Below are 26089 nucleotides of genomic sequence, written 5' to 3' on the forward strand. Positions count from 1 at the left end.
CCCTTTTCTCACCATGCGATAACGGCACTGAGATTCGCTCCCCGATCGATCTATAAAGGACAGGTGATCGATCCACGATCACGCGACCTCGAAGAGGAGGAACCCGTGAAGGCTGTTCGCCTGCACCAGTACGGACTGAGCCCGGTTGTCGAAGAGGTGGCCGAGCCCACCGTGACCGGCCCCTGGGACGTGATCGTCGACGTCGGCGCCGCCGGCCTCTGCCGCACGGACCTGCACATCATCGAGGGCCAGTGGGACCCGATCCAGCACCCGTCGCTGCCCTACATCCTCGGCCATGAGAATGCCGGCTGGGTGCGCGAAGTCGGCAGCGCGGTGCACAACGTAAAGCCCGGCGACACGGTCATCATGCACCCGCTCACCAGCTGCGGCCTCTGCCCCGCCTGCCGGGTCGGCCAGGACTCGCACTGTGAGAACGCGACGTTCCCGGGAATCAATGTGAACGGAGGCATGGCGGGGCAGTTGCTGACCAATGCCCGCGCTGTCGTGAAGCTCGACGCCGGGTTGCAGCCGCAGGATGTCGCGGCTCTCGCCGACGCAGGGCTGACCGCGTACCACGCTGTGCGGAAGGCCGCCGACGTGCTGTACCCGGGAACGCAGGCGGTCGTCGTGGGCGCGGGTGGGCTCGGGCACATCGGGATCCAGGCGCTCGCCGCGATCACCTCCTCGACGATCACTGTCGTCGACCGGAGCGAGAAGGCACTCGAGCTGGCCCGCGAGCTCGGGGCGCACCACACCGTGCTGGCGACGAGCGACGACGAGGTCGAGAAGGCCGTTCTCGACATCACGGGCGGGGGTGCGCACATCCTGTTCGACTTCGTCGGCGAGAAGGGCGCGGAACTGCTTGCGCCGAAGCTGCTCCGCAACCGGGGTTCGCACTATGTCATCGGCTACGGCGGCGCGGTGAACATCCCCACGATCGAGATCATCTCGCGCGAGATCAACGTGATCGGCAACCTCGTCGGCACGTACAACGACCTCGTCGAGCTGATGACGCTCACGGCCCAGGGCCGGGTGAAACTGCACACCGCGGTCTACCCGCTCGATGCCGTGAACGACGCGATCGCCGACCTCGAGGCCGGGCGGCTGATCGGCCGCGGCATCCTCGTCCCCTGAAATCCCAGCCCCACCTGTTACACCTCTTCACAGAACGATCCGTCACGCAAAGGAGCAATGATGGCCTTCCCCGCCAAATACCCGCAATTGAATGCGACAGAGCTGACCGATGAGGCGCGGAGCGTCCTCATCCGGGTGATCCGCGTCGCGTTCCCGCACGACCGTTTTCCCGACGGCCCCTACGAACGCACCGCGGACACGATCCTGAAGGAGGCCGAGAACTCGACCTGGTTCCGGGTCGCCCTCACCCAGGGGCTGCTGACCCTCAGCCATCTCGCGGGCGGGGACTTCCGCGACCTGAACGAGGAGGACGCCACGAAGGTGCTCCGGCGGATCGAGTCGACAGAGTTCTTCGGCTTCATCCGTCGCACGACCGTACTGAACCTGTACGACAACGCCGACGTCTGGGAGGCCCTCGGGTATGAGGGGCCATCATTCGACAAGGGTGGCTACATCAATCGCGGGTTCGACGACCTCGACTGGCTGCCGGAGGCCCGGATCGAGACCTACGACGGCCCGGAGAAGCTCGTCGAGATCGCCGACAATGTGCCGCTCGCCGCACATCGCACGGCCACGGGGGCGGTTCCGATCATCCGGAACCAGCCGACGGCGCCCGCCGGAAGCACGCCGCGCGACACGAGCAACCAGCCCGGACGCCGTGACGCCGAGATGGCGGAGGTGAAGAAATGACTGCCATCGACCACGATGAGAAGGCCGTCGTCATCGTCGGATCGGGCGCCGGCGGCGGCACGCTCGCCTACGAGCTCACGAAGAAGGGGATCCCGGTCGTCGTCATCGAAGCCGGCGGATACCTGAAGAACGAGGACTACGTCAACGACGAGTGGGAGGCCTTCAACCAGATGGCCTGGCTCGACCCGCGCACCACCTCCGGTTCGTGGCGCATCGCCCGGGACTTCCCGAACCTGCCCGCCTGGATCGTGAAAGCCGTCGGCGGCACGACCACGCACTGGTCGGGCGCGACCCCGCGGTTCAAGGCCCACGAGTTCGCGACCCGCAGCACCTACGGGCGCATCGAAGGCGCGAACCTGCTCGACTGGCCGATCACGCTCGCCGAGCTGGAGCCGTACTACGACAAGGCCGAGATCGCGATGGGTTCCACTCACGTGCACGGACGTAAGGCCCTGCCCGCGAACAACAACTACACGGTGTTCGCGAACGGCGCCGAACGGGTCGGCTACAAGCACTACTCGACCGGTCCCTACGCGACCAACGCCGAGGAGTACGACGGCCGGCCGGCCTCCATCCAGGACGGCTTCAACTTCCAGGGAGACAAGAACAAGTCGAAGTGGTCGACTCTCGTGCGCGAGATCCCGCGCGCCGAGGCCACCGGCCTGCTCGATCTCCGGCCCGACTCGCACGTCGTGCAGATCACCCACGACGCGTCGGGGCGAGCGGATGCCGTGCTCTACCTCGACGCGTCGGGTGGTCTCCAGCGCCAGGCCGCCGCGCTGGTCGCGGTCGCAGGCAACTCGATCGAGACGCCGCGCCTGCTGCTCCAGTCGGCCTCGCCGATGTTCCCCGACGGGCTCGCGAACTCCTCCGGACAGGTCGGGCGCAACTACATGCGCCACACCACCGGGTCGGTCTACGCGCGTTTCCCTGACCGGGTGAGCATGTACCGCGGCGAGACGATGGCCGGCGTGATCGCCGACGAGTCGAAGCACGATCCGGATCGCGGTTTCGCCGGGGGCTACTACCTCGAGACGATCTCGCTCGGGCCGGCGTTCCTCGCCTCGTTCGCCGAGCCCGGCGCGTGGGGTCGTGAGTTCACCGAGATCCTCGACGCGTACTCGCGCACGGCGGGCCTCTGGGTGATCGGTGAGGACATGCCGCAGGAGTCCAACCGCATCACGCTCAACACGGCCGTGACCGACAAGAACGGGCTGCCCGTGCCGAACGTGCACTTCGACGATCATCCGAACGACGTCGCGATGCGGAACCACGGCTACACCCAGGCCGAGCTGCTCTACGACGCGGTCGGCTCGATCGGCTCGCACCGCACGCCGCCCTACCCCTCGACCCACAACCTCGGCACCTCGCGGATGAGCGAGAAGCCGCAGGACGGCGTCGTGGACAGGTGGGGGCGCGCACACGACGTGCCCAACCTGTTCGTCAGCGACGGATCGCAGTTCACCACCGGCGCTGCGGCGAACCCGACCCTGACGATCGTGGCGCTCGCCATCCGTCAGGCCGAGTACATCGCCGACCAGCTGAAGACCGGCGGAATCTAAGCCCCACTTTTCTGTTTGTATCGATCGACACCATTGGAGACAGTCATGACCAGTTCGACCACCACCATTCCGTACGACGACATCGCCGTCGTACCCACCTTCACCGTGACGAGCACCGACGTCGCCGACGGTGAGCAGCTGCCCACCCCCCAGGTGAGCGGCATCTTCGGGGCCGGAGGCAGTGACACCAGCCCCCAGCTGAGCTGGAGCGGCTTCCCGGAGGGCACGAAGAGCTTCGCGATCACCGTCTACGACCCGCAGGCTCCCACCGGTGCCGGGTTCTGGCACTGGGCTGTCGTCGACATCCCCGCATCCACCACCTCACTGCCCACTGGGGCCGGCGACGATGAAGGATCGGGCCTGCCCTCGGGCGCGTTCCAGCTGAAGAACGACGCGAGCCTCGCCCGCTTCCTCGGCGCGGCCCCGCCCGCCGGGCACGGCAAGCACAACTACTACATCGGCGTGCATGCGCTCGACGTGGAGACCTTGGGCATCGACGCGGGTGCGACGCCGGCCTTCCTCGGGTTCAACATGTCGGGCCACACCCTGGCGCGCGCTGTGATCACGCCCTGGTGGGAGGCGTAGGGGCCTCCGGCCCGTTCTGAGCTGCGGGGCTCGTCGACTGTCATCAGTCGGCGGGTCCCGCATTTTCTTCCGTTGAGTATGTCTTATTATGAATCAGTCACAATAAGTGCTTGACTAGGTGACATGACCCGCCAGGCCGAAGACAGCATCCGCGCTTCGGGCCTGCGTGTCACCACTCAGCGGCTCGCCGTGCTCGAGGCGCTCGACCATCTTCCGCACGCCGACACCGACGCCGTGCACAGGCGGGTGCTGCAGACGCACCCGACCATCACCGTGCAGTCGGTCTACGTCGTTCTTGCCGCGCTCACGGAGGCCGGGCTCATCCGCCGCATCGAACCGGCCGGGTCACCCGCGCTGTACGAGCGACGCATCGGCGACAACCACCATCATGCGATCTGCACCCAGTGCGGCGCGGTGCAGGATGTCGACTGCGCGGTGGGGCGGACGCCGTGCCTCGAGCCCTCCGGCGCCGGCAGTTTCGCCATCGCCTCCGCCGAGGTCACCTACTGGGGCCTCTGCGCCGCGTGCCAGGCAACAGCTGCCCACTAGGCGACAGCTGCCCACCAGACCGCCCTGTCCACACGAAACTGAAGGAGCACATATGACGGACAACGTCACCACCACCAACTCCGGCGCCCCCGTTGCGAGCGACGAGCACTCCCAGAGTGTCGGCGCCGACGGCGTCATCCCCCTGCACGACCACTACCTCGTGGAGAAGCTCGCGCAGTTCAACCGCGAGAAGGTCCCGGAGCGCATCGTCCACGCCAAGGGCGGCGGCGCGTTCGGCGTGCTCGAGATCACCGACGACGTGTCGGCCTTCACCCGCGCAGCGCTGTTCCAGCCCGGGACCACCACCGAGGCGCTGGCCCGGTTCTCCACTGTCGCCGGCGAGCAGGGCAGCCCCGACACCTGGCGGGACCCCCGCGGCTTCGCGCTGAAGTTCTACACCACGGAGGGCAACTACGACCTCGTCGGCAACAACACGCCCGTGTTCTTCATCCGCGACGGCATCAAGTTCCCCGACTTCATCCACTCGCAGAAGCGCCTGCCGGGTTCGCACCTCCGCAACAACGACATGCAGTGGGACTTCTGGTCGCTGAGCCCCGAGTCGGCCCACCAGGTCACCTGGCTCATGGGCGACCGTGGGCTGCCGTCATCCTGGCGCCACATGGACGGTTTCGGTTCGCACACCTACCAGTGGATCAACGCCGCGGGTGAGCGCTTCTGGGTGAAGTACCACTTCAAGACCAACCAGGGCATCGAGATCCTGTCCCAGGAGCAGGCGAACCAGATCGCCGGAGAAGACGCGGACTTCCACATCCGCGACCTCGGCGAGGCGATCGACCGCGAAGAGTTCCCGAGCTGGACCCTCTCGGTGCAGATCATGCCCTACGACGACGCAAAGACCTACCGTTTCAACCCGTTCGACCTCACCAAGGTCTGGCCGCACTCCGACTACCCGCTGCACCGCGTCGGCACGCTGACGCTGAACCGCAACCCGTCGAACTACTTCGCCGAGATCGAGCAGGCCACCTTCGCGCCCTCGAACTTCGTTCCCGGCATCGCGGCCAGCCCCGACAAGATGCTGCTCGCGCGCATCTTCAGCTACGCGGATGCTCACCGCTACCGTGTCGGAACGAACCACGCCCAGCTGCCGGTCAACGCCCCGCACGCCACCGAGGTCAACACGTATTCGAAGGACGGCGCGGCGCGCTACTCGTTCAATGCCCCGCAGGTGCCGGTCTACGCCCCGAACTCGATGGGCGGCCCCGCCGGGTCACCGGATGTCGCGGCCGAGAGCGCCGGCTGGCAGAGCGACGGTGAGCTGCAGCGCACCGCGGCGACCCTCCACGCTGAAGACGACGACTTCGGCCAGGCCGGAACCCTCGTGCGTGAGGTGCTCGACGACGCAGCACGCGACCGCCTGGTGGGCAACATCGCCGGCCACGTCGGCCAGGTCACGATCCCCGAGATCAAGGCGCGCGCCCTGCAGTACTGGCGGAACGTCGACCAGACGCTCGGCGACCGCGTCGAGGCGGCCCTGAACGAGGTGGCGGCCACCGGCGGCATCGACCCCGACGTCGCGCCGCCGAACGCGGCCGGCATCAACCGGGAAGCCGAAGCGGATGTCGCGCTGAAGGTCTGACGCGTTCCGCATCAGCTCCCACGGTGGGACTAATGTCATAACATGAGACGACGGGGTCGAGCCTCTGAAGGTTCGGCCCTTTCGTTCTGTCCGGGGTGCTGCCGGGCATCCTGAATTTCGGAAGAGACTGACCGAATGCCCTCCATACCCGCTCACCGTCGGTGGACGATCCAGCTCGTCGTGCTGTGCGCGGTCGCCACCGTGGCCGTGAGCACGATCTACCTGCCGCAGGCGATGCTCACGAACATCGCCAGGGACCTGGGCGTCGCCCCCAGCGTGGCGAGCTTCGTCGCGACCGCGGTGCAGGTCGGTTACGCTGCCGGCATCTTCCTGCTCGTGCCTCTGAGCGACCGGATCCAGCCACGCAGGCAGATCACGGTGCAGCTGGTGCTGCTGGCTGTGGCTCTCCTCGCCACGAGCATCCTGCCCGACATCGTCGGTGTGATCATCGGCTTCCTGGTCGTCGGCATCGTGGCGAACATCGCCCAGCTGACCATCCCGGCCGCCAACAGGCTGGCTCCGGAGGGGCGATCGGGCGCGACGACGACCGCGCTCGTCGGGTCGCTCCTCATCGGCATCTTCGGCGGGCGGGTGGTGGCGAGCCTGCTGGTGGATGCCCTGGGCTGGCGCCTGGTGGTCGTGGTCTTCGCGGCGCTGGTGCTGCTCGCGATCCCGTTCCTCCGCCGCGCACTCCGCACGGATGTCGCGCTCAGCGGCCTCGGCAAGTCCTACGGTTCGCTGCTGCTGTCCACGATCAAGCTCACCACGCAGAGCGCACCCCTGCTGTACTCGGTGGGGATGAACTTCTTCGCGTTCGCGACTTTCAACTCGCTGTGGACCGTCATGGTGCTGCACTTGACCGGGCCTCAGTTCGGCTGGAGCGTCGCCCAGGCCGGGCTCTTCGGGCTTGTCGGGCTGGCCGCCGGAGCGGCCACCCCGTTCGCTGGCCGGTTCGTCGACCGCTTCGGTGCGGTGAAGGTTGCCGGGGTCTCCCTCGCGGTCATGCTCGCGGGTGTGGTCTCGGTTGCGATCGACGCGAACCAGATCATCCTGTTCGGCATCTCGATGTTCGTGCTGACGCTCGCCAACCAGACGGGCCAGTCGGCGAACCAGAACCGGGTGATGCGAGCCAACCTCCAGGCGCCCGCCCAGGCCAACACCATGTTCATGGTGGGGGTCTTCCTCGGCGGTTCGCTCGGTGCCCTGCTCGGCCCCGTCGCGTTCGGCCTCGGCGGCATGACGCTCGTGGGCGTGCAGGCGATCGTGCTGGTGGCGATCTCGCTGCTGGTGTGGGTGCTGGCCGCGCGCGCTGCTCGGCGAGCCTAGCGACCGGTAGGCCGCCCGCGCTCAGATCGAAGATCCAGCCGGGCGGCCTACGCTGGAGCGAATGACTGATTTCTTCACGAGCGTGTCCTCGATGCCCTGGCTGCAGGCCCTCATCTACGTTCTCGTCGCGGTGGTCGCGGCTGTCGTCGTGACGGCTGTCAGCGCGTTCGTCATCCGGCGCATCAGTCGCCGCAAAGAGTGGGCGGTGCGCCTCATCCGGCGCGCGCGGGTGCCGTTCCGGATCTTCCTGCTGGTTATCGCGCTCTGGATCGCGTTGCAGGCGACCAACGTCGACCCGGCGTGGCGTGACTTTCTCAGCCACACCGCCCTGATCGCCTCCATCGCCTCCGGCGCGTGGCTGTTCTGCGCGCTCGCGATCTTCCTCGAAGACCTCGGGCTCGCTCGGTACCGCACCGACGTGCCCGACAACCGGCATGCCCGCCGCCTCCGCACACAGGTGCTGATCATCCGGCGCGTGACGGTCGTGGCGGCGGTGCTCGTCGGGCTCGGGGCGATCCTGCTGACGTTCCCGGGCGTCTCGGCGGCGGGTGCCTCGCTGCTGGCGTCGGCCGGCCTCATCTCGATCGTCGCCGGTCTCGCCGCGCAGTCGACGCTCGCCAACGTGTTCGCGGGCATGCAGCTCGCCTTCAGCGACGCGATCCGGGTCGACGACGTGGTGATCGTCGAGACCGAGTGGGGGCGCATCGAGGAGATCACGCTCACCTATGTCGTCGTGCACCTCTGGGACGACCGGCGCATGGTGCTGCCGTCGACGTACTTCACGACCACGCCCTTCCAGAACTGGACGCGCAAGAACTCCGAGCTGATGGGATCCGTCGACTTCGACCTCGACTGGCGAGTCGACCCCGACGGCATGCGCGACGAACTGCACCGCGTCATCGAGCTGACCGACCTGTGGGACGGCCGCGTCGCGATCCTGCAGGTGACGGATGCCGTGGGCGGGTTCGTGCACATCCGCATCCTGGTGACGGCGGTGGATGCGCCCACCCTCTTCGACCTCCGCTGCTACGTGCGCGAACAGCTCGTGCGGTGGATCCAGCAGGTCTCGCCGCTGTCGGTGCCGCGCACCCGCGTCGAGCACTCGGAGACGCCGCTCGAGTCGGACGTGCCGCGCACCCGCGCCGTGTCGACCGACACGCAGCCCGATGCGCTGTTCAGCGGGGACGCGTCGGCGGCGCTCCGCGGTTCGCAGTTCACGGGCCCGCTCGAGGTGCCGCGCGAGGCGCGCGCCGCGGCTCGCGCTGCCCGCGAGGAAGCTGCCGCCCCGCCGCCCCCCGTCTCCCCGCCCGGCGACGCGGCGGCCCCGCCGCGCTGACCCGCGCCGCCCGTCCGTCGCAGACCGCGCCCCGCGCCCCCGCCCTCGCGCCGCGCCCCACCGCCCCCGATCGGCAGCCGCCGCGGTTTGTCGCTTCCGCGCCTGCGCGCGCAACAGCGGAAGCGACAAACGTGCGCGCTTCCCGCCCGGGACGCTGCGGATAGGCTGCGAGCGGCGAAGGGAAGCGAATGAGCGGCCAACGGATCACATACGGTGACGACCCCGACCAGTTCGGCGAGTGGTGGATGCCCGGCGGCAGTGGTGCGAGTGGCTCCGCCACCGCTTCGCGCGGAGACGCTCCGGCCGCTTCGGGTGCGCGGCCGGTCGGCACCGCCATGCTGCTGCACGGGGGGTACTACCGTTCCCGGCGCAACCTCGACCTGATGGATCCGATGGCCGCCGACCTCGCGGCTCGCGGCTGGGCGGTGTGGAACGTCGAGTACCGGCGACCGGATGCCCACGACTGGGATTCCACGGTGGCCGACGTGCGTGCTGCCCTCGCAGCTCTCGCCCGCATTCCGTCGTTCGCCCCCGACGTGCCGCTCATCGCGATCGGCCACTCGGCCGGGGGGCAGCTCGCCCTACAGCTCGCGGAGCACACAGCAGCAGACGCCGCGGCTGCCGCCGCAGCATCCACGCCCATCCCACCCATCGCGCTGGCCGTGTCGCTCGCCGGAGTCGTCGACCTGCCCGGCGCCTACGCCCGCAACTCGAGCGACGGTGCCATCGGGATGGCTCTCGGCGGTTCCCCAGCCGATCAGCCGGAGCGGTACGCCGACGCCTCGCCGAGCCTGTTCGAGCGCCGCCACACCGAATGGCTGCTCGTGCAGGGCACCGACGACGTCGACGACTTCGCCCTGCCGAACCGCGATCTCGCCGCGAATGGGCGGGTCGGGCATCCGGAGCTCCTCGAACTGCCCGGGGACCACTTCGCCGTCATCGACCCGTCCGCCCCGATCTGGCACGCAACCCTGGTCCGCATCACCGAACTGCTGCCGTAGGCCAGGCGAAACTAGGAGGCGGCCGACACCTTCACGAGGCTGCCCCAGGGGTCGTCGACCGCGAGGGAGAGCCCGTCGTTCCGGAATGGCGTGCGGTAGTGCCCGAGCCGCTCCTCGAGTGCCCCGAGGTCGTCGTGCGTCGGTACCACGATGTCGACCTGCGCCAGCCCGAGGGCCAGCCGGCGGGGTCCTGCGCCTGCGCTCTCCCAGGTGTTCATCGCCATGTGGTGGTGGTACTTGCCCGCCGAGACGAACAGCGCGCTGCCCGGAACCTCGAAGGTCGACTCGAAGCCCAGTCGCCTGACGTAGAACTCCTTCGCCGAGGCGACATCGCCCACCGAGAGGTGCACGTGCCCCACGGAGGCCCCACCGAGTCGCGGGTTCTCGACCGTCTCCGGCGTGAGGTACTGCTCGAGGAACGCGTTCGGGTCGACGTAGAGCGTTGCCATCTCGATGCTCCCGTGCACCCAGCTCCACTCGGTGCGGGCGCGGTCCCAGTAGAGTTCGACGCCGTTGCCCTCCGGGTCGGTGAAGTAGAAGGCGATGCTGACCTTGTGGTCGGCGCTGCCGGTGAAGCTCCCGGGCGCGAACGTCGCCACCGAGTAGATGGCCGCGGCGAGGGCCTCCCGGCTCTCGAACAGGATGGCCGTGTGGTACAGCCCCGCAGCCCGGGGCTCCGGCGACCTCAGTTCGGGCGCGTGCTGGAGGATCAGCACGGGCGTCGTTCCGCGCCCGAGTACCGCGACGTCGCCGTCGGCGCTCAGCACGTCGAGCGTCACGCCGTCGCGGTAGTAGCGGATCATGGCGTCGAGGTCGCCGACCCGCAGGGTCACGGGGCCCATGCCGGTCGCGGCGGCCAGGATGTCGGCGTCCGAAGCCGCAACGCTGTTCGAGAGAGTCATGTCATTCATTGTAGCTACAACTAAAGAGCATCGCCAGACATTCCCCTAAGCTGGCGCCAGCTGAAAAGGGGGAAACAATGGATGCCGCACCGCCCAAGGCGACCTCGGATCGCCTCCTCATCGCCATTCTGCTGGCGATCATCCCGATCAGCCAGATCCCGATCGACGCCTACACTCCGGCCATCCCCGACATGATCACGGAGCTCGGCGCCAGCTCGACGCTCGTGCAGAACACCGTCTCGGCGTACGTGCTCGGCATGAGCATCGGACTCCTGCCGATCGGCATCATCGCCGACGCGAGGGGCCGGAAACCCACGCTGCTCGTCTGCCTGGCCCTGCTGTTCGTTGCGAGCATCGGCTGCGCGCTGACCACCGACGTCTACACGCTGCTCGCCCTGCGGTTCGTGCAGGGCCTCGGCGGCTGCGCGACCATGGTCATCGTCTACGCGATCGCGGCCGACCGCTTCCGCGGAACCCGGCTGACCTCGATCTCGGGCCTGCTCGGCGCCTCGTGGGGGCTCGCGCCCGTGATCGCCCCCGCGATCGGCGGACTGCTGGTGCAGTACATCTCGTGGCGCGGCATCTTCGTGCTCATCGCCGTCTCGGCGATCGCCGCGGCCGCCGCGATCGTCTTCCTGCTGCCCGAGACGCTCGCCGTGGAGAAGCGCACGCCCATCGACCTGCGGGAGATCGGGGGAGTGCTCGCTTCGACCCTCCGCCGTCGCATCTTCATCGGACTGACGCTCGTCTTCGCCGTCTTCGCTGTGGCGCAGCTGCTCTTCGGGGTGGTCGCGCCGTTGCTCTACGAAACGCAGCTGGGGCTGACCCCGGGGATGTACGGCCTTGTCGCGCTGCTGATCGGTGCTGCGAACCTCGCGGGCGAACTCTCGACGGCGCACTTCGCCACCCGGGTGTCGCCGAGGGTGCTGGGGTTCGCGGCTCTCGTCTCGTTCTCGGCGGGGGCGATCATCCTGAGCCTCAGCGGAGTGCTCGTGGGGCCGCACTTCGTCTGGATCACAGTGGGTGGGATGCTCGCCCTCGCCGGCTGCGGAGCCCTCTGCCCGCTCGCCTACGGTCTCACGCTCGGCAAGTTCGATCGCAACCTCGGCCTGGTCGGCGGGCTGACGAGCGCGATCTGCTACCTGTTCGTGGCGGTCACCATGTCGGCCGCCTCGGCACTTCCGGACAACTCGCAGGCGCCGCTCGGCTTCGTCTACGTGGGGGTGGCGGTCGTGGGTGTGGTGCTGCTGGCGCTCTGCCTGCCCGGTGCGCGGGCGCTGCGCCGCGCATCCGGAGCCGCCGCAGATCTGCATGCGAAAGCATAGAAATGGGAATATCACGGGGTCGCCCGGCGCTGTACGGGGCATGAAGAAGAAGATCGGGTTCCTGTCGTTCGGCCACTACCAGCCTGTGGTCGGGTCGCGTGCGCGAACGGCGAAGGATGCTCTGCTGCAGTCGATCGAACTCGCAGAGGCCGCTGAGGAGCTGGGCATCGACGGCGCGTACGTACGCGTGCACCACTTCGCCCGCCAGCTCGCCTCGCCGTTCCCGCTGCTCGCGGCGATGGGCGCACGAACGAAGACGATCGAACTCGGCACGGCCGTGATCGACATGCGGTACGAGAACCCGCTCGCGATGGCCGAGAACGCGGCCGCGGCCGACCTCATCGCCAGCGAGAGACTGCAACTCGGCATGAGCCGCGGCTCGCCCGAGACGGCCCTTCGCGGCTCCGAGGCGTTCGGCTACGTGCCCGCCGAGGGCGAGACGGATGCCGACCTCGCCCGCACGCACACAGCCATCTTCCGCGCCGCCATCGCGGGCGCAGGAGTTGTGCACCCCAACCCGCAGATGTCCCGCTCGACCACGCCGCTGGCCATCGAGCCACAGTCCCCGTCGCTCGGCGACCGCATCTGGTGGGGTTCCGGCACCCGCGCGACCGCCGTCTGGGCGGCCGAGCAGGGCATGAACCTGCAGTCGTCTACCCTGCTCACCGAGGACACTGGCGTGCCGTTCGACGAACTGCAGGCCGAGCAGATCCAGCTCTACCGTGACGCGTGGAAGGCGGCCGGGCACCTCCGCGAGCCCCGCGTCTCTGTCTCCCGCAGCGTCATCCCCATCACGACCGACCTCGACCGCCGCTACTTCGGTGTGGGCGCCCGCGACGACGCCGAAGACCAGGTCGGCTACCTCGACGGCGGGATCGCGCGCTTCGGCAAGAGCTACACCGGCGAGCCCGACGTGATCGCGGCGCAACTCGCGGCCGACGCGGCGGTGCAGGCCGCAGACACCGTGCTGCTCACCGTGCCGAACCAGCTCGGCGTCGAGTACAACGCGCACCTGCTCGAATCGATCGCCCGCTACGTCGCCCCCGCCTTCGGCTGGACCCCGGCGAACGCGGTCCCAGCTGCCGTCTGATCCCGGCCCGGGCCGTCAGCAGGCGGGCTCGGCCAGCACCTTCACGAACGCCGACGTCTGGTATACGGCCTCGTAGATCCAGCGAGCAGCACCCAGAGGCGCCCGATCGGCCACCATGCGGAGGTCGCCCGTGAAGCAGCGCGACATGATGATGCGGGCGCGCAGGATGTGCGGGGTGAACGTGATCACGGTCGCCGATGTCCAGCCGTGCGAAGCCGCGAGAGACTGCAGCGAGCGGGCCTCGCCCTGCGTTGTGAAGGGCGACGGTGTGACGCAGTACACCGTGAACGTCTGGGGCTGCGAGCAGATCGCCAGCGCAGTCGCCTCGAATTCGGGGGAGTCGGAGCCCGGGCCCGGCACCGAGATGATGACGTTCGAGGTGAGTCCGGCATCCACCATCTGCTGGGCGATCGCGATGCGGGTCGGAGTCGGCGGACCGATCACGAAGACCGCGTCGGTCGGCGCCGGGGCGTCTGTGTCGGGGTAGGCGTACAACCGAAGCCCGGCCAGCACGACGCCCAGGTTCAGCACGACGGCGAGGATGATCGCCACCACGTGTGCTCGCCGGAGCCTGGCCATCCTGCCACTCCTAGGAGTTCTGCGTGCGCTCCACCCACGAGAGGTACTCGGGGCTGACGGTGCCGGTCACGTAGTCGCCGGTGAAGCAGCTCATCTCGAGCGACTCGACCGAAGACCCTTCGATGATGGCGGCCTGCATGTCGGCGACCTCCTGGTAGATCAGGTGGTCGGCCCCCATGTAGGCGGCGATCTCGGGGATCTTGCGATTGTGAGCCACGAGCTCGTCCCTCGAGGGCATGTTGATGCCGTAGACGTGGGGGAAGCGCACGGGTGGCGCGGCGGAGGCGAAGGTGACCTTGTTCGCACCGGCCTGGCGGGCCATGTCGACGATCTCCTTCGAGGTCGTTCCGCGCACGATCGAGTCGTCGACGATCAGCACGTTCTTGCCCTTGAACTCGGTCGACATCGCGTTCAGCTTCTGCCTGACCGACTTCTTGCGCACGGCCTGGCCGGGCATGATGAACGTTCGGCCGACGTAGCGGTTCTTGTAGAACCCCTCGCGGTACTCGATGCCGAGCTTCTGCGCGACCTGCATGGCGGCGGGCCGGGAGGAGTCGGGGATCGGCATGACCACGTCGATGTCGCCCGACGGAGCCCACTGCGCGACCGTGTCCGCGAGGCGGTTTCCAAGACGCAGGCGCGCCTCGTACACCGAGATGCCGGAGAGCACCGAGTCGGGGCGGGCCAGATACACGAACTCGAACGAGCAGGGCACCAGGCGGGCATCCGGAGCGCACTGCTTCGAGATCAGCTCGCCGCCCATCGTGATGAACACGGCCTCACCCGGGGCGACGTCGCGAACGACCTCGTAGCCGAGGCTCTCCATCACGAGGGACTCGGATGCCACGACCCACTCGTCGCGGCCCGATTCGAGCACGCGCTTGCCGAGCGTCAGCGGGCGGATGCCGAACGGGTCCCGGAAGGCGAGCAGCCCGTGTCCCGCGATCATCGCGATCGTGGCGTACGACCCTTCGACGCGCTCGTGCACGCGCGACACCGCGTTGAAGACCTGCTCCGGGTCGAGGTCGAGGCCGGAGACCTGCTCCTGCAGCTCATGGGCGAGGATGTTCAGCAGCAGTTCGGTGTCGCTGTCGGTGTTGAGGTGGCGACGGTCGATGTGGAAGAGCTCCTGCGTCAGCTCCCGGGTGTTCGTCAGGTTGCCGTTGTGCACGAGGATGATCCCATACGGAGCGTTCACGTAGAACGGCTGCGCCTCCTGCTCGCTGCCGGCGTTGCCGCGGGTGGCGTAGCGCACGTGGCCGAGGCCCATCGTGCCGAGCAGCGACCGCATGTCGCGGGTGCGGAAGGCCTCCCGCACCTGGCCTTTCGCCTTGATGACGTGGAAGGTGTCGCGTTCGGCCGTGGCGATCCCGGTCGAGTCCTGGCCGCGGTGCTGCAGCAGCAGGAGCGAGTCGTAGACGAGTTGATTGACGGGCTCAGACGAAACGATGCCAACGATGCCGCACATGCTTTGGCGGGCTCCAGACGGTAGAGAAATAGGCCGTGGTCCAGTCTATCGCCGGGGCGGGGGGTGGTTTCCCTGATCGGAGGATGCCCGGGGTCGCCCCGGATGCGTGCAGGAACTTTTTCCCCCGATCTGAACATCCGTGCATCCGGATGCGCCCTCCCGACAGAAGTACTTGAGTGAAGGCGAATTCCGCCCGGCCCGTTCTGCGGGCGCTGTCAAGGAGGACGACCGTGAGAAAAGTAGTGAAAACCAGAGTGCTTGCCGGGTTGGTGGCGGGTTCCGTCGCCGTCATCGGACTGGCCGTGCCAATGAGTGCCAGCGCGGCCACCGGAGCGAAGCTCTCGGTGTTGCACGCCGTACCCGACACACCCGTCGACGTCTACGTCAACGGCGCCCTGACGCTCGACAACTTCATGCCCGGCGACCTGGCCGGCCCGCTCGACCTCGCGGCCGGAACCTACTCGGTGGCCATCACGGCCGCCGACGCTGCAGACGCCTCGAAGCCGGTGATCGGGCCGATCGATCTGCCGCTCGCCGACGGAGGCAACTACACCGCCGTCGCTCACCTGAAGGAAGACGGCACGCCGACGGCGACCCTCTACAGCAACGACATGCAGACCACCGCGGCGGGTGAGGGTCGCCTGACCGTGCGGCACACCGCGGCGGCTCCCGCCGTCGACGTGCTCGCCGGCGGCACTGCAGTCATCAGTGGACTGACGAACCCCGGTGAGAAGGTGCTGAACCTTCCGGCCGGCACCATCTCCGCCGCGGTCGCCGCGGCCGGAACCACCACGCCCGTGATCGGCCCGACCGACGTCACCGTCGCCGAGGGCACGAACACGATCGTCTACGCCTGGGGCAGCCTCTCGGCGAACAACCTCAAGCTTGCCGTGCAGACCATCGACGGACTCCACGGCAACCCGTCGGGCATCCCGAGCGGTACGGCCGGCCTCGCCGCTGACAACGACGACACCGGCTCGCTCATCGCCGGTGGAACTGCTGTGGCTCTGCTGCTCGCCGCCGGGTTCGTCGTGCTGATGCGTCGTCGCAGCCGCGCAAACGCGTAGTACACCAACCGAACGAAGTAGCCCGAACGAGGAGGAGAGGAACTGTGGGATCACTGGATGTTCGGCAGCGCCTGCTCCTCCTCGGGACGGCTCTCGGGCTCACGACGCTCGCGCTCGCGGGGTGCGCCGGTTCCGACCCTGTGCCGCTCGGCACGCCCATGCCTCCGGTCGTCGAGACGTCGCCGACCCCCGTGCCGACCGCATCCGGTGCGCCGACCGCATCCCCGGTGCCGGCATCCGTTCCGCCCGTGCCGATCCAGCGCTCCGATCCCGGTTCGCAGGTGGCGCCGACCGTGGTTCCGCCGACGCGACTGACCATCGGCGCGGTCGACATCGACATGGCCGTGCTGCCGATGGGAGTCGACCAGGCGGGCCAGATGGAACTTCCCGAGGACTCGGGTCAGGCGGGGTGGTACCGGTTCGGGCCCGCGCCGGCCGACACCGCCGGAACCACCGTCATCGCGGCGCACGTCGACTCGCTGGAGTTCGGTCTCGGGCAGTTCGTGCGGCTCCGCGACATCGTGGCGGGGGAGACCGTGACCGTCGCATCCGCCGATGGAACAGAGCACGCCTACACCGTCTCGCAGATCACCCGGACACCGAAGACAGACGTCGCACTCGATCAGATTTTCGATCGGTCGGGGGAGCCTCGTTTGGTGCTGGTGACCTGCGGCGGAGTCTTCAACAGGGACACCGGCCACTACCTCGACAACGTGATCGTGACCGCCACCCCTGTCGCGTGATCGGCGAAAGCGCCATCATTGTGCACGCGGCATCCATCGGGCGCCTCAGCATCCACCAGAAAGTCCACCAGATCGTGACAGACCAGACCCCCGACGACGACGAAGCCCTCGTGCAGGGTTTCATCGACGGCGACGACCGTGCGCTCGCCGCGGTCTACGCACGGTGGTCGGCGCTGGTCTACACGCTCGCCCTCCGATCGCTGGGCGACGTCGGCGAGGCCGAAGACGTCACGCAGGGCGTCTTCGTCTCGGCGTGGAGGTCGCGGGCGACCTTCGACCGAAACCGGTCGCGTCTGCCCTCGTGGATCGTCGGAATCACGCGCAACAAGATCGCGGATGCCCACACCGCCCGTTCGCGGGCGCGGGCACTCTCCCAGCAACTCGAAGCAACCGCTGGGCCGGAGCTCTCCGAAGACCCTGGAGACATGGCGGACCGCCTGCTGGTGGCCGATGAGCTCAGAAGGCTCGACCCGGTAGCGCGGCAGGTGATGTACCTGGCGTTCTACGACGATCTGACGCACGTGCAGATCGCAGAGAGACTCACCCTGCCGCTCGGTACGGTGAAGAGCCACATCAGGCGAAGCCTGGAGAAACTGAAAGTCCGGTTGGAGGTGAACACCGATGCACACTGATCCCGACATCCTCGCGCTGCTCGCCCTCGGCGAGCCCGCGGGCACCGACACCGACCGGGCGCACATCGAGGCCTGCCCCGACTGCGCCGCGACGCTCGACGCCTTCACCGGGGCGGCCGCCGCGGGTCGCTCCAGCTCATCGGTGCCCACTCTCGTCTCGCCGCACGGGAGGGTGTGGGAACAGGTCGCCCGGGCCGTGGCTGCGGAGGCCTCGGTGCCGGAACGAGCCGCCGCACCGGAGGGTGCCGCCGCGCCGGAACGTGCCGCCGCACCGGAGAGTGTCGGCGCGCCGGAACACCCTGTCGAGCGGCCGGCTGTCTCCGTACGGCCGAGATCGAAGCGCAGCCGTTTCCCGGTGCGCTGGCTGGCCCTCGCTGCCGCGCTCGTGCTCGCCGCCACCGTCGGTGGGGTCGTCACCACCCTCGCGCTTCAGCCGCGGGGGGACTCCACTCCGGGTACGGGCATCTCCGTGCTGGCCCGCGCGGCCCTCACCGCGCTGCCCGCCTGGCCGGGTGCCAGCGGTGACGCTGTGGTCGAGTCGAACGGATCCGAGACCTCCATGGTCGTCTCCGTCAACGCGGCCACCGACCGCCCCGACACCTACCGCGAAGTCTGGCTGTTGAGCGCCGACCTGACGAAGCTGGTCAGTCTCGGGCTTCTCGCAGGCGATTCAGGAACCTTCGCCATCCCCACCGACCTCGACATGTCGCAGTACTCCATCGTCGATGTCTCCTCGGAACCTCTCGACGGCAACCCGGCCCACTCCTCGGACTCGATCGTGCGCGGCAGCTTCTCGTCCTGAGCAGCTTCGCGGGCCGCTGTTCCCGCGCAGCGCGCCGGATCGGCGAGAATAGGACGCATGACGAACAGCTATGCCGCCGCCGGCGTCGACACCCGGGCCGGAGACCTCGCGGTCGAACTGATGAAGTCCGCGGTCTCCCGCACGCACGGTCCGAACGTGGTCGGCGGGTTCGGCGGGTTCGCGGGGCTGTTCGACGTCTCCGCGCTCAAATCGTTCCGCAAGCCGTTGCTCGCGACATCCACCGACGGCGTCGGCACCAAGGTCGCCATTGCGCAGGCCCTCGACAAGCACGACACCATCGGGCAGGACCTGGTGGGCATGGTCGTCGACGACATCGTCGTGGTCGGCGCGCGCCCCCTCTTCATGACGGACTACATCGCCTGCGGCAAGGTGGTGCCGTCCCGCATCGCCGAGATCGTGGCCGGAATCGCCCGCGCCTGCTCCGACACGGGCACGGCGCTCGTCGGGGGAGAGACGGCCGAGCATCCGGGGCTCCTCGGGCCTGACGACTACGACGTGGCAGGGGCCGCGACCGGTGCGGTCGAGGCGGATGCCCTGCTCGGCCCCGAGCGTGTCGTCGACGGCGACGTGGTGCTGGCGCTCGAGTCGTCGGGGCTGCACTCGAACGGGTTCTCGCTGGTGCGCCACATCCTGAGCGGAGCATCCATCGCGTACACGTCGACCTCCGACGAGCTCGGCGGCCTCGTGGGCGAGGCCCTGCTCGAACCGACCCGCCTGTACACCTCGCCGCTGCTGCGGGTTCTGGATGATGCCACCCTCGCCGGAGCCGTGCACTCCCTCTCGCACGTGACCGGTGGCGGCATCGCGGCGAACCTCGCCCGGGTGCTGCCGCGCGGCTCATGGGTCGAGGTGGACCGTTCGACGTGGTCGCCGCTGCCCGTGTTCCGCGTGCTGGGCGCCTGGGCCGGAACCACGCTGGAGAGCGCGGAGGGCACCTGGAACCTCGGGATCGGGATGTTCGCGGTGGTCTCGTACGCGTCTGCGGCGGCCGTGTCGGCGGCGCTCGTCGCCGACGGCATCCGCACCTGGCCGGTCGGGGTGGTCTCGACCGCCGTCCGCGACTTCGCGGGCGCGGGCTTCGAGCAGGGCGCCAAGGGTGTCGACGGCGGCGCCGTGCGCCTCGTCGGCGCCTACGCGTCCTGACCCGCGGCGTCTCCTCCTCCCTCCCCTCCTCTCGCGCGCCGCGCCCCCTCGCCGCGCCCCCGGCGGTGCGCCCCGCACCCCTGCGCCCGGGCGCTAACTGCATCGAATCGATTCGAAAGGGCGCCAACTGCTCCCAGGCCGCCGCTTTCGAGCAGCTAGCGTCCCATCGAATCGTTTCGGCGCGGGGGCGCGGGGGCGCGGGCGCGCGAGGGGGCGCGCGGGGGCGGGAGAGCGCGCCGGGCGGGGCCGCGGGCGCGGGGGCGCGGGCGCGGGAGAGAGCGCGCCAAGCGGGGGCGCGGGGGCGGGTCAGGCGGTGAGGCGGGCGAGGAGCTCGCGGTAGCGGGCGGCGGTGCGTTCGACGATCTCGGCGGGGAGGGCGGGGGGTGTGCCGATCCGGTCCCAGTTCGCGGAGAGCCAGTTGCGCACGATCTGCTTGTCGAAACTGGCCGTGCGGTCACCCGAATCGTAGGCGGCGGCATCCCAGTACCGGCTCGAGTCGCTCGTCAGCACCTCGTCGGCCAGGGTGATCTCGCCGGTGATCCGGTCAGCGCCGAACTCGAACTTCGTGTCGGCGAGGATGATGCCGCGATCCTCCGCCACCTCCGAGGCGCGCGCGTAGATGGCGAGCGAGAGGCCGCGGAGCGCTTCCGCTGTCTCGGCGCCGACGAGTTCGACGGTGCGCTCGAAGGTGATGTTCTCGTCGTGGTCGCCGAGGTCCGCCTTGAACGCCGGGGTGTAGATCGGCAGGGGGAGCCGATCGCCGTCGACGAGTCCGGCGGGCAGCGGCACGCCGCAGACGCTCTGTGTGGCCTGGTACTCGATCCAGCCGCTGCCGGAGAGGTACCCGCGCACCACGCACTCGATCGGGAACATGTCGAGCGGCTTCACGAGCATCGCGCGGTCGGCGACAGTGGCCGGCACGGCCGGGATCCCGCGCGCGGCAGCATCCACGTCCAGCAGGTGGTTGGGGAAGCCGGCGAGCTTCTCGAACCACCACCGGCTGAGCGAGGTCAGCAGTTCGCCCTTCGCCGGGATGCCCGGCTCGAGAACCACGTCGAACGCGCTCACGCGGTCGCTCGCCACCACCAGCAGGGCGGCCGCGTCATCCACCGACGCCGCCTCGGACGGCACATAGAGGTCGCGCACTTTGCCCGAGTACACGTGGCGCCAGCCGGTCAGGGGGGCGAGCTGCTGCTCCGCGCCGGGCACGTCGGCCGTGGCGGTGCCGGTGCCGGTGGGGGAGCCGGTGGCAGTCTCGTCGACGCGGGCGGCGATGTCGGTGCGGAACTGCCCGCCCTCCAATCCGATCAGCGAGAGCCCCCGGTAGGCGCGGGCGCGTGCCTCGCCGAATCCGCTGCCGATGCCCACGACGCTCAGCACGCGGCCGCCGGTGGCGACGAGCCTGCCGTCGACAAGCGCCGTCGCAGCGTGCGCGACATGCACCCCGTCGACCGCGTCGGCCTCGTCGACACCCGTGAGTTCACGCCCGATCACCGGATGCTCGGGGTAGTTCTCGCTCGCGAGCACGACCGTCACGGCGCTCTCGTCGGAGAAGGCGGGCCGCGGATGATCGGCGAGCGTTCCCGTGGCGCTGGCGTACAGCAGGGCGCTGAGCGGGCCGGTGAGCCGCGGCAGCACGACCTGGGTCTCGGGGTCGCCGAACCTGGCGTTGAACTCGATCACGCGAATGCCCGCGGAGGTCAGGATGAGCCCGCAGTACAGCAGGCCGATGAACGGTGTCCCCTCCTGTGCGAGCTGCCGCACGGTGGGGAGGGCGATCGAGGCGAGCACCTCGTCGACGAAGGCCTCCTCGCTGCCGAAGTCGTCGGCCAGCCAGGGCAGCGGTGAGTAGGCGCCCATGCCGCCGGTGTTCGGTCCCTCGTCGCCGTCGAGCAGGCGTTTGTAGTCCTGCGCGGGGGAGAGGGGCAGCACGGTGTGCCCGTCGCTCACGAAGAACAGCGACACTTCGGGCCCGTCGAGGAACTCCTCGAACAGGATGTCGCCGTGCCCGAGCCACTCGCCGGCGTGCGCCAGAGCCGCCTGTCGGTCGCTCGTGACGAGCACGCCCTTGCCGGCGGCGAGACCGTCGGCCTTCACCACCCAAGGGGCGCCGAACTCGTCGAGGGCGGCCTCGATCTCGGCGGCGGTGCTGGCACGGAGGGCGCGCCCTGTGGGCACCCCCGCTTCATCCATGATGCGCTTGGCGAACGTCTTGCTGCCCTCGAGGGCGGCGGCCGCGCTCGACGGACCGAACACCGGAATACCGCGGGTGCGGAGAGCGTCGGCGACGCCGGCGACCAGCGGAGCCTCGGGGCCGATCACCACGAACTGGATGTCTCGGGCGATCGCGAAGTTCGCGACGGCCTCGGGGTCGTTCGGGTCGAGGGTGGCGACCTCCACGACGCCCGCGATGCCGGCGTTGCCCGGCGCGACGATGATCTCGTGCTCTGCGGCAGCCGGCTCCGCGGCAGCCGGCCCTGTGGCGCCCTGCGCGGTGGTCTCCGAGAGCAGCGCGGTGACGATGGCGTGCTCGCGAGCACCGGAACCGAGAACGAGAATCTTCACTCGACGATTCTAGGGCGGCGGGGGTATCCGAAAAGTTTTTGAGAAATCTGCGGAGTTCGCGTAATGGAACCGGGGGTACGCACTCTCTTACTCATGTGAGGTGCTGTTTGAGGCATCGCACGCTCGTGTGGCGGGCGGTATCCCCCCTAGCTGTCCGCCACACGAAAACCGCACGACCGCATCACTCGAGAACCACAGATCGACAACCACAGACTTCGCGCGTCGGGTCGCCGGCTCCCCCCGGCTGCCGCCCGGCGCGCGAACCCAGCTTCGTACGGCCGTTCGCATCCCCCCTGCGTGCGGCCGTACGAACCAACTTCGCGGGGCAGCAGGTCTCCCCCCATCGGCTGCCCCGCGAACCACCTCCCCTCGCCGCCAGAGTCCCCAGGCTCCAGCCGTCCGCCTCCGGATGCTCGGTAGCCTTGTCTCATGGCCCGCGCACGTATCCCCGACGCTGACGGAGTCGCCGCACTGGGCGCCGCCCGTGCGGCTGTGGCGACGGTGGTCGACACGGGTGACCGGAACGGGGCAGGCGGCCCGGCCGCCGCCGACCAGGCCGCGCTCGCGGCGCTGCTTCCCCGGCCGGTGCTCGCGATGGCCGTGCGCTACTCGCTCCAGGTGCTCGCGGAACGCGCCAAGGGCAACACCGTCGAGGTGCGCGTGCCGCCGTTCGGCGCGATCCAGTGCATCGAAGGCCCGGGCCACACGCGTGGCACTCCGCCGAATGTGGTCGAGATGGATGCTCTGACCTGGGTCGCGCTGGCCACGGGTGACCTGGCGTGGGAGTCCGGGATCGAGAGCGGGAGCATCCACGCGTCCGGCCAGCGGGCTGACCTCAGAGGGTACGTGCCCGTCGCCCACCTGTGACGGTGCGGTGCCGCGCAGCTTCCGGTGGTCGCGGTGGGCGACAATAGAGGGGTGAGTGACAACGATCGTGCCCAGTCCGAACCGACGGCCGCCAGTGGCGAGCCGGTGACCGACGTCGACGGTGTGACGAGTGTGACCAGCACCGACACGGTGACGATCCACCGCTCGCCCCGGTACTACCGGTTCATGATCGCGGGCGGCGTCGCCGGAGTGATCGTGGCGTTGGTGCTGACGTTCGCGTTCCCGGAGCCTCCCGGGTTCAACCCTGCCCAGATCTTCGGATTCCTCGGAATCCTGTTCGTCATCGTCGGGGTCGTCGTCGGTTCCGTCGTGGCCCTGGTCATCGACCGCGTCTCGCGCCGGAACGCCCGCACGATCGACGTGGAGCGTTCTGAGTCGACGGAGCAAGCCGACTGAACGGAGCTGCCGGCTGGGCTGAGCAAGCCGGCTGGGCTGAGCAAGCCGACTGAACGGAGCGCAGCGGCTGTGAAGGCGGAGATCCGCCCCTAGGCTCGCTTCTGCTCGTCGCCCGGAATCCAGCCGGCGAGGTGTGAATCGTCGCCAGCCTCGAAATCGTCCGAATCGAAATCGTCAGCGTCGAGGTCGCTGTCGGCCTCGTCGTCGGTGTCGTACTTGGCGGCCAGGGCCGCGAAGTCGGGTTCGGCGTGTGTGCCCAACTCGCGCTCGAGCGCACTGTAGTTCGTGTCGGGGCTGAAATACTTCAGCTCGCGCGCCACCTTGGTGTGCTTAGCTTTTTGACGGCCGCGCCCCATGCGTGACCCCCTCACCTTTCGGGCCGGGGGATGAACGCCACCCGGATGAGTTGAATACAAGAAAAACTACACGTGAGTTTAGCATGTAGCGACGGGGGTTCTTCTGTGTGCCGCTACTCGTCGGCCGCGTCGCGGGCAGCCTGTCGGCGTGCCTCGCGCGACACCCGCCCGGCCGGTACCGCAACCGGCTCCTGGGCCGAACCCGCGTCACCGACGAGGTCGCCGACGGAGTGCGCGCCCACGTCGGATCCGCCGACGGAGACCGTTGCCGGCTTCGACGGCGCACCGTCGTGCACCGTGGGGGTGTGCGCGCGCACGATCGGACGCACCGGGTCACCTCGGCGCTCCTGGCCGGGCACGGGGCGTGAGCGGCGCCCGTAGATGAGTTCGCTCGAGTCGAGCAGCCACGGCACCAGCGAGACCGTGACCCCGTGCACCAGCATGAGCCGGCGGTTCAGGCGCTTCGCCTTGTGGTTGTGCAGCAGCGACTCCCACCAGTGACCGACGATGTAGATCGGCGTGTAGACGGTGACGACCTCGGCGCCGTGCGTGAGGCGGTGCTTCTTGATGTAGGCGCAGAGCGGCTCGGCGACATCGCGGTAGGGCGATTCGATGATGTGCAGGGGCACGGCGATGTTCTGGCCCGCCCAGTCACGCTCGAGCTGGGCGGTCTGTTCCTCGTCGATCGAGATGTGCACCGCTTCGAGGGAGGCGTGCCGCGCCGCGATCGCGTAGTCGAGCGCCTTCAGCACCGGCTTCTGCATCCGGCCGACCAGCACGATGGCGTGGTCGCCCTTCGCGCCGAACGTGGTGATCGGGTCGACTTCGATCTCCTTGTTCACGTCGCGGTAGTAGCGGTTGATGCCGAGCATGAACATGTAGAGGATCGGCATGATCACGAACACGAGCCACGCACCGTGGGTGAATTTCGTGATGGTCACGACGATCAGCACGACGCCGGTGAGCAGCGCACCGAACGAGTTGATGGTGAGGCTCCGGATGGTCCCAGCCCGGTCGGGAGCACCACTTCTCAGCAGCTTGATCCAGTGCACGATCATCCCGCTCTGGCCGAGTGTGAACGAGACGAACACGCCGATGATGTAGAGCTGGATGAGCTGGGTGAGGGACGCCTGGTAGACGAGCAGGATCGCGGTCGCAGCCAGCGCCAGCAGGATCATGCCGTTCGAGAACACCAGGCGGTCTCCGCGGGTGAGCATGGCCTTGGGAGCGTAGCTGTCTTTCGCGAGCACGGATCCGAGCAGGGGGAAACCGTTGAACGCCGTGTTCGCGGCCAGCAGCAGCACGGCGGCCGTCGCGGCCTGGATGATGAAGAACGGTATGGAGTTGTTGCCGAACACGGATGCCGCGACCTGCGCCATGAGGCTCCGCTGCGGTGTCGTCTCGCAGTTCGCGAACCCGATCAGGTCGCAGCTGTTCTCCGCGTAGTGCACCCCGGAGATCAGCGCCAGCGTGATGAGGCCGGCGAACAGCACGATCGCGATGCTGCCCATCAGCACCAGTGTGCGCTGTGCGTTCTGGATCTTGGGGCGGCGGAACGCGGGAACGCCGTTGGCGATCGCTTCGACGCCGGTGAGGGCCGAGCATCCACTCGAGAACGCCCGGAGCAGCAGCAGGATGACCGCCACCTGCCCCAGGCCTTCGGCCTTCACCGCGTAGTCCGCCGACTCGGCGACCGGGGCGCCGCCGACCGCTGTGCGGGTGAGCCCGACCACGATCATGACGAGCACGCTGCCGACGAAGACGTAGGTCGGGATGGCGAAGGCCTTGCTCGACTCGCGCACCCCGCGGAGGTTGACCGCGGCGAGCAGGATCACGAAGAAGATGGCGAGTTCGACGCGGAAACCGTTGAGCTCGGGGATGGCGGAGATGATGTTGTCGACACCACTGGCGACGGAGACGGCGACCGTGAGCACGTAGTCGACGAGCAGCGCGGAGGCGACGACGAGGCCGGCCTTCTCGCCGAGGTTCTTGTGCGCCACCTCGTAGTCGCCGCCGCCCGAGGGGTAGGCCTTGACGAGCTGGCGGTAGGAGGCGACCACGACCACCAGGAGCAGCACGACGGCTGCCGCGACCCAGGGGGCGAAGGAGAAGAAGGCGAGCCCGCCGATGAGCAGGATCATCAGCAGTTCCTGCGGCGCGTACGCCACGCTCGACAGCGGGTCGCTCGCGAAGATCGGCAGTGCCAGACGCTTCGGCAGGAGCTGCCCCTCGAGCTTGTGGCTGGGCAGCGGTTCCCCGATGATCCAGCGCTTCGCTGACTTGGGTTCGTTGGTCACGAGTGACGACACTACACCTCAGAAACGGCGACTCA

The 26089-nt window shown here is 68.8% G+C and carries 24 protein-coding genes; 18 read left to right on the plus strand and 6 right to left on the minus strand.

The annotated features are described in order from the left end of the window. Positions 1-63 precede the first annotated feature (63 nt). The 9 genes from FB464_RS17020 (at position 64) to FB464_RS17060 (ending at position 9780) form a co-directional block, all read left to right on the plus strand. Positions 64-1134 (plus strand): NAD(P)-dependent alcohol dehydrogenase, encoded by a 1071-nt coding sequence (locus tag FB464_RS17020; protein ID WP_246093116.1) that lies wholly within the window; start codon positions 64-66, stop codon positions 1132-1134. A 60-nt stretch (positions 1135-1194) separates the two neighbouring features. Then, the gene (locus tag FB464_RS17025; protein WP_116415970.1) at positions 1195-1824 is read left to right on the plus strand and encodes a hypothetical protein; all 630 of its coding nucleotides are present in this window, start codon (positions 1195-1197) and stop codon (positions 1822-1824) included. Then, a complete protein-coding gene (locus FB464_RS17030) occupies positions 1821-3386 on the plus strand; it encodes a GMC family oxidoreductase (protein WP_116415969.1) in 1566 nt (521 codons plus the stop codon). The genes FB464_RS17025 and FB464_RS17030 overlap by 4 nt, the downstream gene beginning before the upstream one ends. Before the next feature lie 45 nt (positions 3387-3431). After that, positions 3432-3971, plus strand: a complete 540-nt coding sequence (locus FB464_RS17035) for a YbhB/YbcL family Raf kinase inhibitor-like protein (protein ID WP_116415968.1) — start codon at positions 3432-3434, stop codon at positions 3969-3971. Between the two features lie 123 nt (positions 3972-4094). Continuing rightward, positions 4095-4520, plus strand: a complete 426-nt coding sequence (locus FB464_RS17040; protein ID WP_116415967.1) for a Fur family transcriptional regulator — start codon at positions 4095-4097, stop codon at positions 4518-4520. Between the two features lie 52 nt (positions 4521-4572). Next, positions 4573-6117: a catalase gene (locus tag FB464_RS17045; RefSeq protein WP_116415966.1), complete on the plus strand. Its 1545-nt coding sequence runs from the start codon at positions 4573-4575 to the stop codon at positions 6115-6117. A gap of 135 nt (positions 6118-6252) precedes the next feature. Further along, positions 6253-7443, plus strand: a complete 1191-nt coding sequence (locus FB464_RS17050) for an MFS transporter (protein WP_116415965.1) — start codon at positions 6253-6255, stop codon at positions 7441-7443. 61 nt (positions 7444-7504) lie between these two features. Next, a complete protein-coding gene (locus tag FB464_RS17055) occupies positions 7505-8779 on the plus strand; it encodes a mechanosensitive ion channel family protein (protein ID WP_246093117.1) in 1275 nt (424 codons plus the stop codon). A gap of 188 nt (positions 8780-8967) precedes the next feature. Beyond that, entirely contained in the window at positions 8968-9780 is an 813-nt protein-coding gene (locus FB464_RS17060) for an alpha/beta hydrolase family protein (RefSeq protein WP_116415964.1), read from the plus strand. Between the two features lie 11 nt (positions 9781-9791). Here the strand turns inward: FB464_RS17060 and FB464_RS17065 are convergent, their stop codons facing one another. After that, entirely contained in the window at positions 9792-10682 is an 891-nt protein-coding gene (locus tag FB464_RS17065) for a VOC family protein (RefSeq protein WP_246093118.1), read from the minus strand. Between the two features lie 77 nt (positions 10683-10759). Between FB464_RS17065 and FB464_RS17070 the strand changes: the two genes are divergently transcribed. Continuing rightward, complete coding sequence (locus FB464_RS17070) at positions 10760-12007, plus strand: multidrug effflux MFS transporter (protein WP_116415963.1); 1248 nt, start codon at positions 10760-10762, stop codon at positions 12005-12007. Positions 12008-12047: 40 nt separating this feature from the next. Further along, complete coding sequence (locus tag FB464_RS17075; RefSeq protein WP_116415962.1) at positions 12048-13097, plus strand: LLM class flavin-dependent oxidoreductase; 1050 nt, start codon at positions 12048-12050, stop codon at positions 13095-13097. Between the two features lie 15 nt (positions 13098-13112). Here FB464_RS17075 and FB464_RS17080 read toward each other — a convergent pair whose 3' ends face one another. Both FB464_RS17080 and purF read right to left on the minus strand, forming a co-directional pair. Then, entirely contained in the window at positions 13113-13676 is a 564-nt protein-coding gene (locus FB464_RS17080) for a YdcF family protein (protein WP_142206745.1), read from the minus strand. 10 nt (positions 13677-13686) lie between these two features. Next, a complete protein-coding gene (purF, locus tag FB464_RS17085) occupies positions 13687-15144 on the minus strand; it encodes an amidophosphoribosyltransferase (protein WP_116415960.1) in 1458 nt (485 codons plus the stop codon). A 242-nt stretch (positions 15145-15386) separates the two neighbouring features. On the opposite strand from purF, the gene FB464_RS17090 reads away from it, so the two are divergent. The 5 genes from FB464_RS17090 to purM are packed head-to-tail and all read left to right on the plus strand — an operon-like array spanning position 15387 to position 19552. Further along, complete coding sequence (locus FB464_RS17090) at positions 15387-16211, plus strand: DUF4397 domain-containing protein (protein WP_211327489.1); 825 nt, start codon at positions 15387-15389, stop codon at positions 16209-16211. A gap of 44 nt (positions 16212-16255) precedes the next feature. Next, complete coding sequence (locus FB464_RS17095; protein ID WP_116415959.1) at positions 16256-16954, plus strand: class F sortase; 699 nt, start codon at positions 16256-16258, stop codon at positions 16952-16954. Beyond that, positions 16951-17586, plus strand: a complete 636-nt coding sequence (locus FB464_RS17100) for an RNA polymerase sigma factor (protein ID WP_246093119.1) — start codon at positions 16951-16953, stop codon at positions 17584-17586. Before FB464_RS17095 ends, FB464_RS17100 begins: the two co-directional genes overlap by 4 nt. Then, on the plus strand, positions 17576-18388 hold the full coding sequence (locus FB464_RS17105) for an anti-sigma factor domain-containing protein (RefSeq protein ID WP_116415958.1): 813 nt from the start codon (positions 17576-17578) through the stop codon (positions 18386-18388). The genes FB464_RS17100 and FB464_RS17105 overlap by 11 nt, the downstream gene beginning before the upstream one ends. Before the next feature lie 57 nt (positions 18389-18445). After that, entirely contained in the window at positions 18446-19552 is a 1107-nt protein-coding gene (gene purM / locus FB464_RS17110; RefSeq protein WP_116415957.1) for a phosphoribosylformylglycinamidine cyclo-ligase, read from the plus strand. A 306-nt stretch (positions 19553-19858) separates the two neighbouring features. On the opposite strand, the gene purD is transcribed toward purM, so the two are convergent. Further along, a complete protein-coding gene (gene purD / locus FB464_RS17115; RefSeq protein ID WP_116415956.1) occupies positions 19859-22117 on the minus strand; it encodes a phosphoribosylamine--glycine ligase in 2259 nt (752 codons plus the stop codon). 429 nt (positions 22118-22546) lie between these two features. On the opposite strand from purD, the gene FB464_RS17120 reads away from it, so the two are divergent. After that, the gene (locus tag FB464_RS17120; RefSeq protein WP_170151991.1) at positions 22547-22984 is read left to right on the plus strand and encodes a sterol carrier family protein; all 438 of its coding nucleotides are present in this window, start codon (positions 22547-22549) and stop codon (positions 22982-22984) included. Positions 22985-23035: 51 nt separating this feature from the next. Then, positions 23036-23401, plus strand: a complete 366-nt coding sequence (locus FB464_RS17125) for a hypothetical protein (protein ID WP_116415955.1) — start codon at positions 23036-23038, stop codon at positions 23399-23401. Positions 23402-23490: 89 nt separating this feature from the next. Here the strand turns inward: FB464_RS17125 and FB464_RS17130 are convergent, their stop codons facing one another. Both FB464_RS17130 and FB464_RS17135 read right to left on the minus strand, forming a co-directional pair. Further along, a complete protein-coding gene (locus FB464_RS17130; protein ID WP_116415954.1) occupies positions 23491-23757 on the minus strand; it encodes a DUF3073 domain-containing protein in 267 nt (88 codons plus the stop codon). Positions 23758-23870: 113 nt separating this feature from the next. Further along, complete coding sequence (locus tag FB464_RS17135; protein ID WP_246093120.1) at positions 23871-26054, minus strand: APC family permease; 2184 nt, start codon at positions 26052-26054, stop codon at positions 23871-23873. Positions 26055-26089: the final 35 nt, after the last annotated feature.

This window comes from Subtercola boreus (genome assembly GCF_006716115.1).
Classification (GTDB): Bacteria; Actinomycetota; Actinomycetes; order Actinomycetales; family Microbacteriaceae; genus Subtercola; species Subtercola boreus.

Excerpts from the sequence above, each read along its gene's own strand:
- FB464_RS17025 (WP_116415970.1), top strand. The coding sequence starts at position 1,195 with ATGGCCTTCCCCGCCAAATACCCGCAATTGAATGCGACAGAGCTGACC.
- FB464_RS17030 (WP_116415969.1), top strand. The coding sequence starts at position 1,821 with ATGACTGCCATCGACCACGATGAGAAGGCCGTCGTCATCGTCGGATCG.
- FB464_RS17035 (WP_116415968.1), top strand. The coding sequence starts at position 3,432 with ATGACCAGTTCGACCACCACCATTCCGTACGACGACATCGCCGTCGTA.
- FB464_RS17040 (WP_116415967.1), top strand. The coding sequence starts at position 4,095 with ATGACCCGCCAGGCCGAAGACAGCATCCGCGCTTCGGGCCTGCGTGTC.
- FB464_RS17045 (WP_116415966.1), top strand. The coding sequence starts at position 4,573 with ATGACGGACAACGTCACCACCACCAACTCCGGCGCCCCCGTTGCGAGC.
- FB464_RS17050 (WP_116415965.1), top strand. The coding sequence starts at position 6,253 with ATGCCCTCCATACCCGCTCACCGTCGGTGGACGATCCAGCTCGTCGTG.
- FB464_RS17055 (WP_246093117.1), top strand. The coding sequence starts at position 7,505 with ATGACTGATTTCTTCACGAGCGTGTCCTCGATGCCCTGGCTGCAGGCC.
- FB464_RS17060 (WP_116415964.1), top strand. The coding sequence starts at position 8,968 with ATGAGCGGCCAACGGATCACATACGGTGACGACCCCGACCAGTTCGGC.
- FB464_RS17065 (WP_246093118.1), bottom strand. The coding sequence starts at position 10,682 with ATGACTCTCTCGAACAGCGTTGCGGCTTCGGACGCCGACATCCTGGCC.
- FB464_RS17070 (WP_116415963.1), top strand. The coding sequence starts at position 10,760 with ATGGATGCCGCACCGCCCAAGGCGACCTCGGATCGCCTCCTCATCGCC.
- FB464_RS17075 (WP_116415962.1), top strand. The coding sequence starts at position 12,048 with ATGAAGAAGAAGATCGGGTTCCTGTCGTTCGGCCACTACCAGCCTGTG.
- FB464_RS17080 (WP_142206745.1), bottom strand. The coding sequence starts at position 13,676 with ATGGCCAGGCTCCGGCGAGCACACGTGGTGGCGATCATCCTCGCCGTC.
- purF (WP_116415960.1), bottom strand. The coding sequence starts at position 15,144 with ATGTGCGGCATCGTTGGCATCGTTTCGTCTGAGCCCGTCAATCAACTC.
- FB464_RS17105 (WP_116415958.1), top strand. The coding sequence starts at position 17,576 with ATGCACACTGATCCCGACATCCTCGCGCTGCTCGCCCTCGGCGAGCCC.
- purM (WP_116415957.1), top strand. The coding sequence starts at position 18,446 with ATGACGAACAGCTATGCCGCCGCCGGCGTCGACACCCGGGCCGGAGAC.
- FB464_RS17120 (WP_170151991.1), top strand. The coding sequence starts at position 22,547 with ATGGCCCGCGCACGTATCCCCGACGCTGACGGAGTCGCCGCACTGGGC.
- FB464_RS17130 (WP_116415954.1), bottom strand. The coding sequence starts at position 23,757 with ATGGGGCGCGGCCGTCAAAAAGCTAAGCACACCAAGGTGGCGCGCGAG.